The organism is Clostridium sp. CTA-5 (genome assembly GCF_054768135.1).
Genome location: NZ_BAAAAT010000005.1, coordinates 35,990 through 52,403 on the forward strand (window position 1 = coordinate 35,990; position 16,414 = coordinate 52,403).

At 27.2% G+C, this 16,414-nt stretch carries 16 protein-coding genes; 15 read left to right on the forward strand and 1 reads right to left on the reverse strand.

Annotated features, from left to right (window positions below):
- Nucleotides 1-429 precede the first annotated feature (429 nt).
- The 7 genes from ACYUET_RS10870 (at nucleotide 430) to ACYUET_RS10900 (ending at nucleotide 7,140) form a co-directional block, all read left to right on the forward strand.
- On the forward strand, nucleotides 430-1,170 hold the full coding sequence (locus ACYUET_RS10870) for a YebC/PmpR family DNA-binding transcriptional regulator (RefSeq protein WP_460279536.1): 741 nt from the start codon (nucleotides 430-432) through the stop codon (nucleotides 1,168-1,170).
- A gap of 408 nt (nucleotides 1,171-1,578) precedes the next feature.
- Complete coding sequence (locus ACYUET_RS10875) at nucleotides 1,579-1,749, forward strand: hypothetical protein (RefSeq protein ID WP_460279537.1); 171 nt, start codon at nucleotides 1,579-1,581, stop codon at nucleotides 1,747-1,749.
- Between the two features lie 305 nt (nucleotides 1,750-2,054).
- Nucleotides 2,055-2,882, forward strand: a complete 828-nt coding sequence (gene speD, locus ACYUET_RS10880; protein WP_460279539.1) for an adenosylmethionine decarboxylase — start codon at nucleotides 2,055-2,057, stop codon at nucleotides 2,880-2,882.
- A gap of 17 nt (nucleotides 2,883-2,899) precedes the next feature.
- Nucleotides 2,900-4,354, forward strand: coding sequence for an aminotransferase class I/II-fold pyridoxal phosphate-dependent enzyme (locus tag ACYUET_RS10885; RefSeq protein ID WP_460279541.1), 1,455 nt, complete (start codon nucleotides 2,900-2,902; stop codon nucleotides 4,352-4,354).
- A 3-nt stretch (nucleotides 4,355-4,357) separates the two neighbouring features.
- Nucleotides 4,358-5,212, forward strand: a complete 855-nt coding sequence (gene speE, locus ACYUET_RS10890; RefSeq protein ID WP_460279543.1) for a polyamine aminopropyltransferase — start codon at nucleotides 4,358-4,360, stop codon at nucleotides 5,210-5,212.
- A 177-nt stretch (nucleotides 5,213-5,389) separates the two neighbouring features.
- A complete protein-coding gene (gene speB / locus ACYUET_RS10895; protein ID WP_460280050.1) occupies nucleotides 5,390-6,235 on the forward strand; it encodes an agmatinase in 846 nt (281 codons plus the stop codon).
- A gap of 254 nt (nucleotides 6,236-6,489) precedes the next feature.
- On the forward strand, nucleotides 6,490-7,140 hold the full coding sequence (locus ACYUET_RS10900) for a flavin reductase (protein WP_460279544.1): 651 nt from the start codon (nucleotides 6,490-6,492) through the stop codon (nucleotides 7,138-7,140).
- A 155-nt stretch (nucleotides 7,141-7,295) separates the two neighbouring features.
- Here the strand turns inward: ACYUET_RS10900 and ACYUET_RS10905 are convergent, their stop codons facing one another.
- Nucleotides 7,296-8,390: a glycerol dehydrogenase gene (locus ACYUET_RS10905; protein WP_460279545.1), complete on the reverse strand. Its 1,095-nt coding sequence runs from the start codon at nucleotides 8,388-8,390 to the stop codon at nucleotides 7,296-7,298.
- A 306-nt stretch (nucleotides 8,391-8,696) separates the two neighbouring features.
- Between ACYUET_RS10905 and ACYUET_RS10910 the strand changes: the two genes are divergently transcribed.
- The 8 genes from ACYUET_RS10910 (at nucleotide 8,697) to yajC (ending at nucleotide 16,378) form a co-directional block, all read left to right on the forward strand.
- Complete coding sequence (locus ACYUET_RS10910) at nucleotides 8,697-9,566, forward strand: radical SAM/SPASM domain-containing protein (RefSeq protein WP_460279547.1); 870 nt, start codon at nucleotides 8,697-8,699, stop codon at nucleotides 9,564-9,566.
- 267 nt (nucleotides 9,567-9,833) lie between these two features.
- Complete coding sequence (gene rbr / locus ACYUET_RS10915) at nucleotides 9,834-10,421, forward strand: rubrerythrin (RefSeq protein WP_460279548.1); 588 nt, start codon at nucleotides 9,834-9,836, stop codon at nucleotides 10,419-10,421.
- A gap of 229 nt (nucleotides 10,422-10,650) precedes the next feature.
- Nucleotides 10,651-11,232, forward strand: coding sequence for a hypothetical protein (locus tag ACYUET_RS10920; RefSeq protein ID WP_460279550.1), 582 nt, complete (start codon nucleotides 10,651-10,653; stop codon nucleotides 11,230-11,232).
- Between the two features lie 503 nt (nucleotides 11,233-11,735).
- Nucleotides 11,736-12,329: a Holliday junction branch migration protein RuvA gene (gene ruvA, locus ACYUET_RS10925; RefSeq protein ID WP_460279552.1), complete on the forward strand. Its 594-nt coding sequence runs from the start codon at nucleotides 11,736-11,738 to the stop codon at nucleotides 12,327-12,329.
- A gap of 46 nt (nucleotides 12,330-12,375) precedes the next feature.
- Nucleotides 12,376-13,416: a Holliday junction branch migration DNA helicase RuvB gene (gene ruvB, locus ACYUET_RS10930; protein ID WP_460279554.1), complete on the forward strand. Its 1,041-nt coding sequence runs from the start codon at nucleotides 12,376-12,378 to the stop codon at nucleotides 13,414-13,416.
- A 14-nt stretch (nucleotides 13,417-13,430) separates the two neighbouring features.
- Nucleotides 13,431-14,456: a tRNA preQ1(34) S-adenosylmethionine ribosyltransferase-isomerase QueA gene (gene queA / locus ACYUET_RS10935; protein ID WP_460279555.1), complete on the forward strand. Its 1,026-nt coding sequence runs from the start codon at nucleotides 13,431-13,433 to the stop codon at nucleotides 14,454-14,456.
- Between the two features lie 365 nt (nucleotides 14,457-14,821).
- The gene (gene tgt / locus ACYUET_RS10940; RefSeq protein WP_460279557.1) at nucleotides 14,822-15,955 is read left to right on the forward strand and encodes a tRNA guanosine(34) transglycosylase Tgt; all 1,134 of its coding nucleotides are present in this window, start codon (nucleotides 14,822-14,824) and stop codon (nucleotides 15,953-15,955) included.
- A gap of 147 nt (nucleotides 15,956-16,102) precedes the next feature.
- Nucleotides 16,103-16,378, forward strand: coding sequence for a preprotein translocase subunit YajC (gene yajC / locus ACYUET_RS10945; RefSeq protein ID WP_460279559.1), 276 nt, complete (start codon nucleotides 16,103-16,105; stop codon nucleotides 16,376-16,378).
- The last annotated feature ends 36 nt before the right edge of the window (nucleotides 16,379-16,414 follow it).

Sequence of the window (16,414 nt, forward strand, 5' to 3'; positions counted from 1 at the left end):
TCATATGAATTCATCCAGTAAGTTTAAGAAACAAAATATAAAATTGTACTCTGTGAAAGTTCGAAGAGCCAAATATAAAATCTGGATTCTCACTTTTGACTCTCACTTAAGAGTTCTAAAAAAGCAAATTCTAATGCCAGTTTAGGCTTATACTAGAATATCAATACTGTTAAAAAAATACTCTAAAATTGTTGTTATTCATTAAGTAATTGCAGAGTAAGAATATGAATACTCCTATATATTCTTGTGGTTGCTTGAATAGAAAAGGTTGTTATGGTATAATTTTTGTTGAATTTTGTATTTAAATTAAAGAAAATTAATTATATATTTGTAATAAAAAATCTATAAGATTATGGATGTATCATAAATTTTATTTGTAGGTTTATTAATGCAACTTATATATTTGAATTAAAGTGAGGAGGAAAACGTATGTCAGGACACTCAAAATGGCATAATATTCAAGCTAAAAAAGGTAAAACGGACGCAAAAAGAGGAAAGATTTTTACTAAAATTGGTAAGGAAATAGTGGTAGCAGTAAAAAATGGTGGAGCTAGTCCAGAAACTAATGCAAAATTAAGAGATGTAGTTGCAAAAGCAAAAGCTGCAAATATGCCAAATGATAATATAGCAAGAGCAATCAAAAAAGCAGCTGGAGATGCAAATTCAGTTAACTACGAAACTATAACTTATGAAGGTTATGGTCCATCAGGTGTTGCTGTAATTGTTGAAACTCTTACAGATAATAAAAACAGAACAGCAGCTAACGTAAGACACGCATTTTCTAAAGCAGATGGAAACTTAGGAGCATTAGGATGTGTATCATTTATGTTCCAAGAAAAAGGAGAAATTGTAATAGAAAAAGCAGATAGAGATGAAGACGAAATGATGATGATGGCTCTAGATGCAGGTGCAGAAGACTTTAATGCTGATGAAGAAGAAGTATTTATAGTTACAACAACTCCAGAAGATTTTGGAGCAGTAAGAGAAGCATTAGAAGCAGAAGGAATAGAGTTTTTAGAAGCAGGAGTTAAAATGATTCCAGATACACTAAGTGCTATTGAAGGCGAAGATGCTAAGAAGTTACAAAAAATGCTTGATATGCTTGAAGATGATGATGATATCCAAGAGGTTTATCACAATGCTGAATTCCCAGAAGGATGGGAAGAATAGAATAATTAATTTTAGATATATAAAGCACTACATGGAATAAACTACATGTAGTGCTTTATTGATTTTATTTAGTAGATGAGGTATAATAAACATATAGAAACTTTAGTATTGCCAAGAAGACAAATTTTATTTTTTATATTTAGAAATATTAAAACAAAATTATAATATATAAATTATAAGACTGAAGCGCTACATAAAAATGGAGGGCTTTTTTATTGTTTGTTGTAATATAGATAAATTTTTAATGTAATATGTATACTAATAAATTTATATTAAATCTTTTGAAGTTAAGACAATTTAAATGTAATATTTTTATAGATGAGGAAAATATAAGCGAATCGGAGCTTTAAAATATAGCAAAAAATAAATCTTGGAAAAAAGTAATAAAAATAGAGGGGGATAAGTTTAATGGGTAATTTAATGAAAATTAATGTTTTTGCAGAAAAAGAAAAAAATATTAAAAATAAAATAAAAATATCTGTATTAGAAGATAATCTTATTGCTTATGATAAGTGGTTAGAAAAAAATAATAAAGAAGATATTATAGAAAATTATAAGAAATTTTTAATGATTGGATAATAATTTTTAATAATAAATTTCATATGAATTAAAAAGGAATAAAAGGTAAATCCTAATGGATTTACCTTTTTTACGTATAAAAAAATATCAAAATTTAGCAAAAACAAGCGTATACAATAAATATATTAATAAAAAATTAATATAAATAGTAGTAATGTGAATAAAAATATAGTAAAATGTAAAAAGTTATAAGATAAGAATAACTAAACTTAGAGTTAAGTATTGGTAAGAATGTAAATAAAAATATTTAATATTAAGTGTAGTTAGAGCATTCTATCAAATAGCATAAGTAAAATTTATTTTTAATGAAAGGTTGTGATGTTAGGTTGGAAAATAAGCTTAAATTATACGGCTTTAACAACCTCACAAAGACACTTAGCTTTAACATCTATGATGTATGCTATGCAAAAAGTGAGAGAGAACAAAAGGATTATATTGCTTATATTGATGAACAATATAATTCAGAGAGACTTACAAACATATTGTGTGATGTAACAGAAATTATTGGTGCACATGTATTAAACGTATCAAAACAAGATTATGACCCACAAGGTGCAAGTGTAACTATTCTTATAACGGAAGAAGGACTCCCAGTTCATCTAATAGATCAATCTTGCAATCATGGAGAAATTGATATATTAAAAACACGAGAAACTGTAGTAGGACATTTAGATAAGAGTCATGTAACAGTACATACTTATCCAGAATATCATCCAGATAATTCCATTGCCACTTTCCGTGTGGATATTGATGTTTCTACATGTGGAGAAATTTCTCCTTTGAATGCATTAAATTATCTTATAGGAAGTTTTGATTCAGATATTATAACTATAGATTATCGTGTTAGAGGATTTACACGTGAGGTTGATGGTAAAAAATTATTTATAGATCATAAGATGACATCAATACAAGATTATATTGATGATGAAACATTAAAAAAGTATGATTCTACGGATATAAATGTATATCAATCGAATATATTTCATACAAAAATGTTAATTAAAGAACTTGAACTTCAAAATTATCTTTTTAATAAAGATGTTTATGAACTTAAACCAAAACAAAGGCTTGAAATTGAAAATAATTTAAGAAAAGAAATGATCGAGATTTTCAGTGGAGCTAATATATATTAATGAGAGGGAGATAGAGAATGAAAAATAAAGAATCCCAATCAAAAGCACCTATTTATGAAGCATTAATGAGATACAAAAAAGCTAGAGTTGTACCATTTGATGTTCCAGGACATAAGCAAGGACGTGGTAATCCTATGCTTAAAGAATTTTTAGGTGAACAATGTGTTTCGGTTGATGTAAATTCAATGAAGCCACTTGATAATCTTTGTCATCCTGTATCTGTTATAAAAGAAGCAGAAGAACTTGCAGCAGAAGCATTTGGTTCCAAACATGCATTTTTAATGGTGAATGGAACTACTTCTGCTGTTCAAGCAATGGTTATGAGTGTTTGTAAAAAAGGTGAAAAGGTTATAATGCCACGTAATGTGCATAGAAGTGCAATTAATGCTCTTATTATCAGTGGAGCAATTCCAGTTTATATAAATCCAGGTGTTAATAAAAAACTTGGAATACCTCTTGGAATGTCGGTTGAAGATGTAAAAAAAGCAATAAAAGAACATCCAGATGCAAAAGCTATATTTGTAAACAATCCAACTTATTATGGAATTTGTTCAAATTTAAAAGAAATTACTAAGCTTGCACATGAAAATGGAATGTATGTTTTAGTAGATGAAGCGCATGGAACTCATTTTTATTTTGGAGAGAATATGCCAGTTTCAGCAATAGAAGCAGGAGCAGATATGGCAGCTGTTAGTATGCATAAAACTGGAGGATCACTAACTCAAAGCTCTTTTTTACTTCTTAATTGTGACTTACATATTGGATATGTTCGTCAAATAATTAATTTAACACAAACAACAAGTGGTTCATATTTATTAATGTCATCACTTGATCTGGCAAGAAGAGATTTAGTGCTAAATGGAAAAGAGATTTTTAAAAAAGTTACAGAGCTTGCAGAATATGCAAGAGATGAAATAAATAAAATTGATGGATATTATGCTTTTTCAAAAGAATTAATTGATGGTGATACCGTGTTTGATTTTGATAAAACTAAATTATCAATTTTTACTAGAGATATTGGTTTAGCTGGAGTTGAAGTATATGATATTTTAAGAGATGAATATGGTATACAGATAGAATTTGGTGATATTGGAAATATTCTTGCAATTATTTCTGTTGGTGATAGAAATCTTACAATAGAAAGATTAATTTCATCGTTATCAGAAATAAAAAGATTATATTCAAAAGATAAAGCAGGAATGTTTGATCATGAATATATAAATCCAGAGGTTGCGCTTACCCCACAAGAAGCATTTTATTCACAAAAAAAATCTTTACCTATAAATAAAAGTGATGGAAAGATATGTGGTGAATTTGTGATGTGTTATCCACCAGGAATACCAATTCTTGCGCCTGGAGAAAGAATTACTAAAGAAATTTTAGCTTATATAGAATATGCAAAAGATAAAGGATGTTTTTTAACAGGAACAGAAGATATAAAAATTGAAAATATTAATATTGTGGAGGAATGATAAATGGAATTATGGTATACAGAACAACATACTGAAGATGTAAGATTTTCAATTAAAGTTGATAGAGAGCTACATAGTGAGCAAAGTAAATTTCAAAGAATAGATATTTTAGAATCTAAAGAGTTTGGAAAATTTTTTACTCTTGATGGATTAATGATGGTAACAGAAAAAGATGAGTTTATTTATCATGACATGATAGTTCATGTACCAATGGCAACTAATCCAAATATTAAAAAAGTATTAGTTATTGGAGCTGGAGATGGTGGAACAGTAAGAGAACTTACAAGATATAAAACTATAGAAAAAATTGATATGGTTGAAATTGATGAAAGAGTTGTGGAATTATGTAGAGAGTATTTTCCACAAACTGCTTGTCAACTTTATGAAAAAAGAGTTAATTTATTCTTTGAAGATGGATTAAAATTTGTACGTAATAAAGAAAATGAATATGATTTAATAATAGTAGATTCAACAGATCCATTTGGACCAGGTGAAGGATTATTTACTAAAGAGTTTTATGGAAATTGTTATAAAGCATTAACTGATGATGGAATTTTAGTAAACCAACATGAAAGTCCTTATTATGATTATTATGCAAAATCAATGCAATCTGCACATGAAAAGATAGTAGAATTTTTCCCAATAAATAGAGTATATCAAGCTCATATTCCTACTTATCCATCAGGCCATTGGTTATTTGGCTTTGCATCAAAAAAATATGATCCAATAAATGATTTAAATGCTGATGCTTGGAATGCATTAGGTCTTAAAACAAAATATTATAATACAGATCTTCATGTAGGATGTTTCGCACTTCCTAATTATGTTAAAGAATTATTAGATGAAAATAATAAATAAAAATATTTTCATGAGTATTTGTTTGAATTAGTTACATTAAAAATAATAAGCAAGTATTCTTATATATTTCAACTGTTATTTTTATTTATATGCCTTAATAAAAATAAAAACTTATACATAAATAATAATCATATTTGTGTATAGGTTTTATTTAGAATGGAGAAGTTGAGTATGAAAATGCATAGAAATATTGAAACTTTTATAGGTTGTGATAATAAATATGAAGAATCAAAAATTGTTGTGTTTGGAGCTCCTTTTGATTCTACAACATCATTTCGTCCAGGTACAAGATTTGCAAGTAAAACTATGAGAAGTGAATCTTTTGGAATAGAGACATATAGTCCATATCAAAACAAAGATTTAGAAGATATAAATATTTTTGATGGTGGAGATTTGGAATTATGTTTTGGTAGTGCTAATAAGTCATTAGAACAAATAGAAGAATTTGCTTCTAATATAATAGAAGATAATAAAATACCATGTATGATAGGTGGAGAGCATTTAGTTACTCTTGGAGCAGTAAAAGGAGTTTTAAAAAAATATCCGGATTTACATGTTATACATTTTGATGCTCATGCGGACTTAAGAGATAATTATTTAGGTGAAAAACTTTCACATGCAACAGTTATGCGTAGAGTATGGGACCTTATAGGAGATAAAAAAATCTTTCAGTTTGGAATAAGATCTGGTGAGAGAGAAGAATTTTTATGGGCAAAAGACCATGTAACAACAAATAAATTTGATTTTGCTGGGATTAATGAAGCTATTGAATATTTAAAAGGTAAGCCAGTGTATTTTTCAATTGACTTAGATGTTTTAGATTCATCAGTATTTCCGGGAACAGGAACTCCAGAAGCAGGTGGAGTCACATTTAAAGAATTATTAAAAGCAATTATAAATGTTTCACAACTTAATGTTGTTGGTTGCGATATAAATGAATTATCACCAATTTATGATCAAAGTGGAACATCTACAGCAACTGCATGTAAGATTTTAAGAGAATTATTATTGGCTATATATTAAAATTTTATAATACATAGTAAATTTGGGGTAAAACAAAAATAGGTTTTATCCTATTTTTGTTATAAAATATATGACTAATTTTGATAAACTTATATATTTAAACCTATTTTAAATATACTTTAATAAATATTAAATAAAATTATATAGAAATATTATGGGAAATTTTTGAATAAATATTGATATAATATTACAAAAAGAGTATAATTATTATAAAATAATTATTATTGATTATAAAAGGTAGGGGGAACAGTTATATGGATCAAAGTGCATTATTTACAATAACATATGGAGTATATATTTTAACAACTGAAGTAGAAGGAAAAATGAATGGATGTATTATTAATACATTGAGTCAAGTAACTCAAGAACCGATGAGAGTTAGTGTTACAGTACTTAAGAAGAACTTTACTAATGAGTTAATTAAAAAATCAAATAAATTTTCAGTATCAATTGTAAGTAAAAATGCTTCATTAAATACAATTGCCCATTTTGGATATAGTAGTGGTAGAGATGTCGATAAATTTAAGGATATGCCATATATTTTAGATGAACTTAATAATCCCGTGGTAGAAAAGGATTGTATAGCTACATTATCTTGTAAAGTTGTAAAGGATATAGACCTTGGAACCCATAATATGTTTATAGCAGAGGTAGTAAATGCTAAAAAATTAAACGATGAAGAATCAATGACATACGCATATTATAGAGATCTTAAATCTGGAAAAGTAGAGAAAAAGAAAGATAATGAAAAGCCATCAAAAACTATAGATAACGTAAAAGATGTATATGAATGTTCAGTTTGCCACTATATTTATGATGGTGATATAGATTTTGAAGATTTACCTGATGATTATATTTGTCCAATATGTCATAAACCAAAGTCAGCTTTTTTTAAAGTTAATTAGTAGAAAAGCCTAGAAAGTAATTTAAAAAATTAGTTACTTTCTAGGCTATTAATTTTTTTCATTAATAATTTGTCTTCAAGTAAATGTTGATATTAAAGTATAATAATCAATTAGTAATTGAATTTTATGCATCAATACTACTGTTTGATCAAGAATTATTTATGATAATGGGATCCTAATTTATCAGCAGTTAAAATTGCAGAATAAACGTCATAAGGAGTCACATCAAAAGGCATATTATAGATAGTTTCACCTTCAGCACAAGAAACTTCGGCTACTTTCATAATATCATCTTTATCAATTTTTTTAATTCCCATGTCAGATAAATTAGTTGGAAGTCCAACGCTTAAACAGAAATCTATAACTTCTTTAATTTCATCTAAAGGAGCATTCTCGAGAACTAATTGAGTTATTGTACCAAATGCAACTTTTTCACCATGATATAAGTTATGACATTCTTTTAGTATAGTAAATCCATTATGAATTGCATGTGCTCCAGATAATCCTCCACTTTCAAAACCTAAACCACTTAACAAAGTGTTTGCTTCAACAACATTTTCTACTGCTTTTGTTACAACATTATTATTAACAGCCATTTTTGCTTTAAATCCTTCAGATAATAATGTATTATAACATAATTTAGCTAATGCTTCTGCGGCTAAAGTTATGTGACCTCCTGACATATTTAAGCTGTTTGCTCTTTTGCAAGCTCTTAGTTCAAAATAAGTAGCTAAAGCATCTCCCATTCCTGATATTAAAAGTCTTGATGGAGCACCAATAATTATTTGGGTATCTACCAAAATAAGGTCTGGGTTTTTATTTAAAAGTAAGTATTTATCAAATACTCCATCGTCAGTATATATAACTGATAATGCACTACAAGGAGCATCAGTAGAAGCAATAGTTGGAGCTATAACGACTGGAGCATTTTCAAAATAAGCAATAGCTTTTGCAGTATCTAAAATTTTTCCTCCACCTATACCAATAACAACATCACAGTTATTTTCTTCAAAGATTTTCTGTAATCTTTTTATTTCACTTTCTGAACATTCACCATTAAAAATTTCAAAAGTTAAATTTGTATTAGTATCAGAGAAACTTTCTTTAATAATGTTTGCCACTCTTTTCATACCAGATGTGCTTACAATAACAAAAAAGTTTTCTCCTAAATTTTTAGTATGTTTAGATATATTTTCAAGTTCCCCTTTACCTTGTACATATTTCCCTGGGGAAATTATAATATTTGCCATAACCTCTCCTCCAAACGTATAAAATTAAATTTACTCAAGTTACGAGTATATTATAACATAAAAAACGTATGAATTAGCTATAAATTCTAAATAGTTTGAAAATTTCTAAATATGTAAATAAATAATATAATAGTAGAAAAATTAAAAATAAATGTTGAAAATACTGTATATTTAATGGGAAAAAGGTATTTTTTCTAGAAAGATTATTAATTAATTAGTATAATATGATTTACTAATTAATTATTTCATAAAAGTTAAAAATATAGATTAAAATTAAGAAAGTCAGGAATTAAAGGGTGAATAAAAATGAAAAAATTTAAAAGAGTATATATAGAAATAACAAATGTTTGTAATTTAGAATGTAATTTTTGTCCTAAGACTTCTAGAAAATTAGGTTTTATGGATGAAAAATCATTTGAACATATTTTAAAGTGTATTAAACCATATAGTGATTATGTTTATTTTCATTTGATGGGAGAACCTTTTTTAAATAAAAATATTGAACGATTTCTAGAGTTAAGTGATGAATATAAAGTGAAAGCGAATATTACTACAAATGGTACTTTAATTAAAAAAGTAAAAGATGTTTTGATTAAATCGCCAGCATTAAGACAAGTTAATATTTCACTTCATAGTTTTGAGGCAAATAATAAAGATATAAATTTTGAAGAATATCTAGATGATATAATTAAATTTTCTAAAGAGGCTACAGAGAAAAGTAATATAATTTGTTCGTTAAGATTATGGAATTTAGATACAAAATATAAAGCTAGTAATAATATGAATATTGATATCTTTAAAATACTCGAAAATAGTTTTAATTTAAACTATGACTTAAAAGGGGCATTAAGAGATAAAAATAGCGTTAAGTTAGCTAAGAATTTATATCTTAGCATGGGAGAAAAATTTAAGTGGCCTTCTATAAATAGTGATGAATTAGGGGAGAGAGCTTTTTGTTATGGTCTAAGAGATCAAATAGGTATATTGGTAGATGGAACTGTTGTACCATGTTGTTTAGATAGTGAAGGTAATATACCACTTGGAAATATATTTGATAGTGAACTTGAAGAAATTTTAAATTCTAAAAGAGCAAAAGATATATATGATGGTTTTTCAAAAAGAATTGCAATTGAAGAATTATGTAAAAAGTGTGGTTTTATAAACAGAGTAAGATAATAAGCCAATAAATATAATTTTAATTGTATACTTTATTGATTTAGTTGTTAAATATGTATAATTATGATTAAATCTTCAATACTAAATATAAGGCACATTCAAAAAATAATAAACAAGTATGTTTTGCTTCATATTTTGTCTCCTTGTCCGAAACAAAATATAAGCTATATAGTTTATCTATTATTTTATTTCATGTGCCTAAGATAATATTTAGGTACATATTTGAAATATTATTTTCTTATATGTGTTTTAGTAGGAGGATTTAATATGCAGTTAAAAGATAGTAAAACTAAAGAAAATCTACTTAGGGCATTTGCAGGTGAAAGTCAAGCTAGAAACAGATATGATATAGCAGCAGCTACAGCTAAAAAAGAAGGATTTAACATAATAGAATCATTATTTAAATATACAGCTAATCAGGAAAAGGAACATGCAGAAGTATTTTTTAACCAATTAAAACAAAGTGCAGGTGAAAATATAGAAATTACTGCAGCATATCCTATTGATACTTATGCTACAACATTAGACTTACTTAAAAGAGCGCAGCACAATGAATTTGAAGAATTTAATGTTGTATATAGTGATTTTGCAAAAGTTGCAAAAGAAGAAGGTTTTTCAGCAATCTCAACAATATTTGAAAATATAGGGTTAATAGAAAAAGTACATGGAACTAGATTTGAACGATTTGCAAATGAATTAGAGCAAGGAAGTTTATTTAAAAAAGATACAGAAGTTCAATGGATGTGTACTAATTGTGGATTTATATATGAAGGTAAAGAGGCACCAAAAAATTGTCCAGTATGTGAACATCCTCAAGGTTGGTTTTTATTGTTTAATAACTCTCTATTTGAGTAGTCATAAAATGATAATTTGATAAAAATGAAAGATATATTTTGTTTCAAAGTTAATTTTAGATTGATTTATAATAGATAGCAAATTTTTATTTAAGAAAATAGAATAATTAATATATGTTAGTATAAGTGCTACATATATCAGGTTTTTTGAAATGTATTTAATAAAATTTACCATAAATATGCATAAATTTTTAATATTAGGTTAATACTTCTACCAAGGAGTGATAAATATGGTAAATAAGAAAAGAAAAATAATGATTTTTTGCATTTTAATGCTAGCACTTATATTTTCAATGACTTATTATTTAGTAGATAGATCAACCAACTATAGAGGGTTAGCCCAAACCTCTCAAGGAAAAGTAAATACTGATATTGCTACCAATAAATTAGATGATAATATTAAAGTTTCATTATTTGCAGGTGATAAAAAAGAAAGTGATATGACAATATCTGAAATAAAAAAACAATTAAACATTAATGGTGATTTGACACAGGAACAGTTAATCGAAATTCTAAAAAATACTGGTTATAACCTTGATGTTATGTCAAATGGAGAATTTATGTTTAAAAGAAAAGTTTCAAATTCTTTGGAACCAAATAAATATTATATTGGTGACAAAGATGGATATTTAGCTATATATGAAACAAATAAAGATGGAGTAGCTTCTATAAAAAATAATGAAGATGTATTTTTAGACAATAAACCTATTGAAAGTTTAAGAGATAGTGATAAAAATAAAATAAAGAATTTTGAACTTAAATATGATTCTAAAGATGAGGCAGAAGAAAGTATTTCGGAATTAATTTCTTAAAAGTTATATTGTATTTTAAGTGAACGGTAACATATTATAATAAAACTATGTTTTATTATAATTAATTTCTTAATAGATGTATTAGTTATAAATTAATTATTAAATATAAAGCACATTCGAAAAATAATAGACCAGTATGCTCGTTTATTTTGTGTGATATTGCATCAGTAAATTTAGTTAATAGCTCACCATTAACTAAATTTACTTACTTGTCTGACATAAAATATACAATGCTTCTTTAAGCTATTATTTTATTTCATGTGCCTAAAATAAGCCATGTAATTGTAAAAATTATTTTAAAACAGTTATATGGCTTATTTTTATTTTTAAATATATATTTTAAAGTATTTATTATATTAAAATAAAGAGAAAATTTATCTATAATTACGAACATATATTTTCTTTTATGTGCCTTATTGAAAGATTTATTGTAAAATGATAAAGTATAAGTTAGGTTTTAAGTAAATATATATTTTATTTAAAATATAGGGGGATTTAAATTTATGTATGAATATATAAAAGGAAAATACATTGGAATAAATAAAGACTATATAGTTATCGAAAATAATGAAATAGGATATAAAATTTTCACTTCAGGTGCAACAATGTCCTCTATGCCAGCATCTGGAGAAAATGTTATGTTGTATATTGAGCAGATTGTAAGGGAAGATTTTATTGGATTATATGGATTTGAGTCTGAAGAAGAATTAGATATGTTTAAATTGTTACGTACAATTAATGGTGTTGGAGCAAAAGCTGCTTTATCACTACTTTCTATAAGTAGATTGAATAATTTAAAGTATGCAATAATAACTGGAGATGAGAAACATCTTTGTCGTGGAGTAGGAATAGGAAAAAAGACTGCTGCAAGAATTATTTTAGAGCTTAAAGATAAATTGAAATCTAACGAATTAGTAGAAAATATTGATGAATTTGAAGGTATACAAGAAAATACATTAGCAATATCAGAGGCATTAAGTGCATTGATTGCATTAGGATATACAGAAAAAGAAGCAGAAAATGTTCTTAAGACTATAGATAAAACTGAAAGTGTTGAAAATATAATAAAAAATGCATTGAAAGCGTTAATGGGATAAAATATTTGGCACTTATTTTACTTAATAAAGAGGGAGGTGTATTTAAGTGGAAAGAATAGTGGAACCAAGTCAATTAAGTGAATATGATAATTCAGAGCTTAGTTTAAGACCTCAAAAAATCAAGGAATATATTGGTCAAGAAAAAGTAAAAGAAAGATTAGACATATTTATAAAAGCTGCAAAGAAAAGAAATGAAGCATTAGATCATGTACTTTTATATGGTCCACCAGGTCTAGGAAAAACTACATTAGCTAATATTATTGCCAAGGAAATGAGCGGAGATTTAAAAATTACATCTGGTCCAGCAATTGAAAGGGCAGGAGACTTAGCAGCTATTTTAACAACTTTAAAAGATTATGATGTTTTATTTATAGATGAAATACATAGGTTAAATAGAAGCGTAGAAGAAATATTATATCCAGCAATGGAAGATTATGCTCTAGATATTGTAATAGGTAAAGGGGCAGCAGCAAAATCTATAAGACTTGATTTACCTAAATTTACACTGATAGGAGCAACAACAAGAGTAGGAATGTTAACATCTCCCTTAAGAGATAGATTTGGAGTGCTTTGTGCAATGGAGTATTATAATGAAACTGAACTAAAGGAAATTATAATAAGAAGTGCAGCAGTGTTTGGATGTAAGATTACAGAAGAAGGGGCTTTGGAAATTGCAACAAGGTCTAGAGGAACACCTAGAATTGCTAATAGATTGCTAAAAAGAGTACGAGATTATTCAGAAGTTAAATCTAATAATGTAATTTCACTTAAAGAAGCAAAGGCAGCATTAGAATTATTAGAAGTAGATAGTCAAGGATTTGATAAAGTTGATAATAAAATATTAGAAGCGATTATAGATAATTTTAATGGTGGTCCTGTAGGAATTGAAACTCTTTCATATTTTATAGGGGAAGAGCTTGGAACTATAGAGGATGTTTATGAACCATATTTATTACAACAAGGTTTTATTGTAAGGACACCTAGAGGGAGAGTTGCAACGGATAAAGCTTATAAACATTTAGGAAGAGTCAATAATAGTAAACATAAAGAACTTAACAGAGAACAAAGAAGTTTTTTTAATAGTTAGGAGAAGATATAGTAATGAACGTAAAAGACTTTGATTTTTATTTACCAGAGGAACTAATAGCACAGCATCCATTAGAAAAAAGGGATTCTTCAAGACTTATGGTTTTGGACAAAGAAACTGGAGAAATAACTCACAAAACTTTTCATGATATCATAGAGTATTTAAATTCAGGTGACACTTTAGTATTAAATAATACAAGAGTAATGCCAGCAAGATTGATTGGGGAAAAAGAAGAAACTGGTGGTAAAATAGAATTTTTATTACTTAAAAGAATGGAAGGAGATAAGTGGGAATGTCTAGCTAAGCCTGGTAAATCAGCGAGAGTAGGAAGAAGATTCACTTTTGGTGAAGGAAAACTTAAAGCAGAAGTAATAGAAGTTAAGGAAAATGGAAATAGAATAGTAGAATTTTACTATGAAGGAATATTTGAAGAAGTTTTAGATTCATTAGGAGAAATGCCGCTTCCACCTTATATTCATGAAAGGCTAGAAGATAGAGAAAGATACCAAACAGTATATTCTAAAGAAAATGGTTCAGCAGCAGCACCAACAGCAGGACTACATTTTACAAAAGAATTATTAGAACAAATAAAAGAAAAAGGTATTAATATAGTTTATGTAACACTTCATGTTGGCTTAGGAACATTTAGACCAGTAAAAGTTGATAAAATAGAAGAACATGAAATGCATTCAGAGTTTTATATGCTTTCAAAAGAAAGTGCTGATATAATAAATGAAACTAAAAAAAGGGGAAATAAAGTCATCTCTGTTGGAACAACATCAACAAGAACTTTAGAAACTATTGGAGATGAAAATGGATTTGTTAGAGAACAAAGTGGATGGACTAATATTTTTATTTATCCAGGATATCAATTTAAAGTTGTAGATAAACTTATAACAAATTTCCATTTACCAGAATCAACATTAATAATGTTAGTTTCTACTTTGGCAGGAAAAGAACATGTTATGAATGCGTATGAAGAAGCAGTAAAGGAAAAATATAGATTTTTCTCTTTTGGAGATGCAATGTTTATTAAATAAGCTGATTTATAATAAATAAAAAACAATTTATTAAAAAATTATATAGTGCATTTATACATGTTGTAATAAGAATTGTTTAATAAATGAAATAGCTGTGTACTTTTTTGTTGCACATTTAAATTTTCAGTATATACACAATAATTATTTATTGTTAAGTGTTAATTTAAAAAAGTGGAATAGCTAGAATATAAATATTCTAAATAGCATAAATAAAAAATTGTTTGAATTACATTGATGAGGTGACATAGTCAAGTGTTTCAATATAAGTGAGAACTAAGCTAAAAACTTTGTTCTTATAACTTAGCTAATGCCAAAGATATAAAGGTATTAGTTTCCTTAAAAATATAATTAAGAGGTGAGCGCTTGTGAGTAAAAGATATACTTTACTAAAGAAAGATGGAAAAGCAAGAAGGGGAGAATTTAGAACTCCTCATGGAACAATACAAACTCCAGTATTTATGAATGTTGGAACTTTAGCAGCTATAAAAGGTGCAGTTTCGAGTATGGATTTAAAAGAGATAGGATGCCAAGTTGAACTTTCCAATACATATCATCTTCATTTAAGACCTTCTGATAAGGTTGTAAGAAAACTTGGTGGATTACATAAATTTATGAATTGGGATAGACCAATATTAACAGATTCAGGTGGATTCCAAGTATTCTCTTTATCAGGAATAAGAAAAATTAAGGAAGAAGGGGTATACTTTAATTCTCATATAGATGGAAAAAAAATATTTATGGGACCAGAAGAGTCAATGCAAATACAAAGTAATTTAGCGTCTACTATAGCTATGGCATTTGATGAATGTATACCTAACCCATCAACTAGAGAATATGTAAAAAATTCTGTAGCTAGAACAACAAGATGGCTTGAAAGATGTAAGGATGAAATGGATAGATTGAATTCATTACCAGAAACTTTAAATAAAGAACAAATGTTATTTGGTATAAATCAAGGCGGAGTTTATGAAGATATAAGAATAGAGCATGCTAAAACTATAACTAAGATGGATTTAGATGGTTATGCCATAGGTGGTCTTGCAGTAGGAGAAACTCATGAAGATATGTATAGAGTAATTGATGCAGTAGTACCATATTTACCTGAAGATAAGCCAATTTATTTAATGGGAGTTGGTACACCAACTAATATATTAGAAGCAGTAGACAGAGGAGTAGATTTCTTTGATTGTGTATTACCAGCTAGAAATGGAAGACATGGTCATGTTTTTACAGGAAATGGGAAAATAAATCTATTTAATGCAAAATTTGAGTTAGATGAAAGACCAATAGATGAAGGATGTCAATGTCCAGCATGTAAAAATTACACTAGAGCTTATATAAGACATTTATTTAAAGCAAAAGAAATGCTTGCAATGAGACTATGTGTATTACACAATTTATATTTTTACAATAACTTAATGCAAGATATAAGAGATGCTATAGATGGAGATTATTTCGAAGAGTTTAAAATGCGTAAATTAGCAGAATGGAACCAATAGTAATGGTATGGATTGACATTGCAATGAAATAATTGTAAACTAACTATCATAGAATATCTAAATTTACTTGGTAAATTTAGAGTATATCTAGTTCTAAAAATTGGATAGACTAGTTCTTAAATTTAAAGAATTTTATGGAGGTAAAAAATGAACATGGCTATTTTAACAAACATTGTACCTTTTATAGTAGTATTTGTTATATTCTATTTTCTACTTATATTACCTGAAAAGAAAAGAAAAAAGCAATATAACTTAATGTTAAGTGATTTAAAAGTAGATGATGAAATCCTTACAAGAGGTGGAATCATAGGCAAAATATCAAAGATTGATGAAGAATATGTTGTTATAGAAACAAGTGCAGCAAAGACTAAAGTTAAAATTTCGAGGAATGGGATATCTTCTAAAATAAACAAGGAAAATTAATCATAATGCCTCTTAATACTTCATAAAATGGAGTAT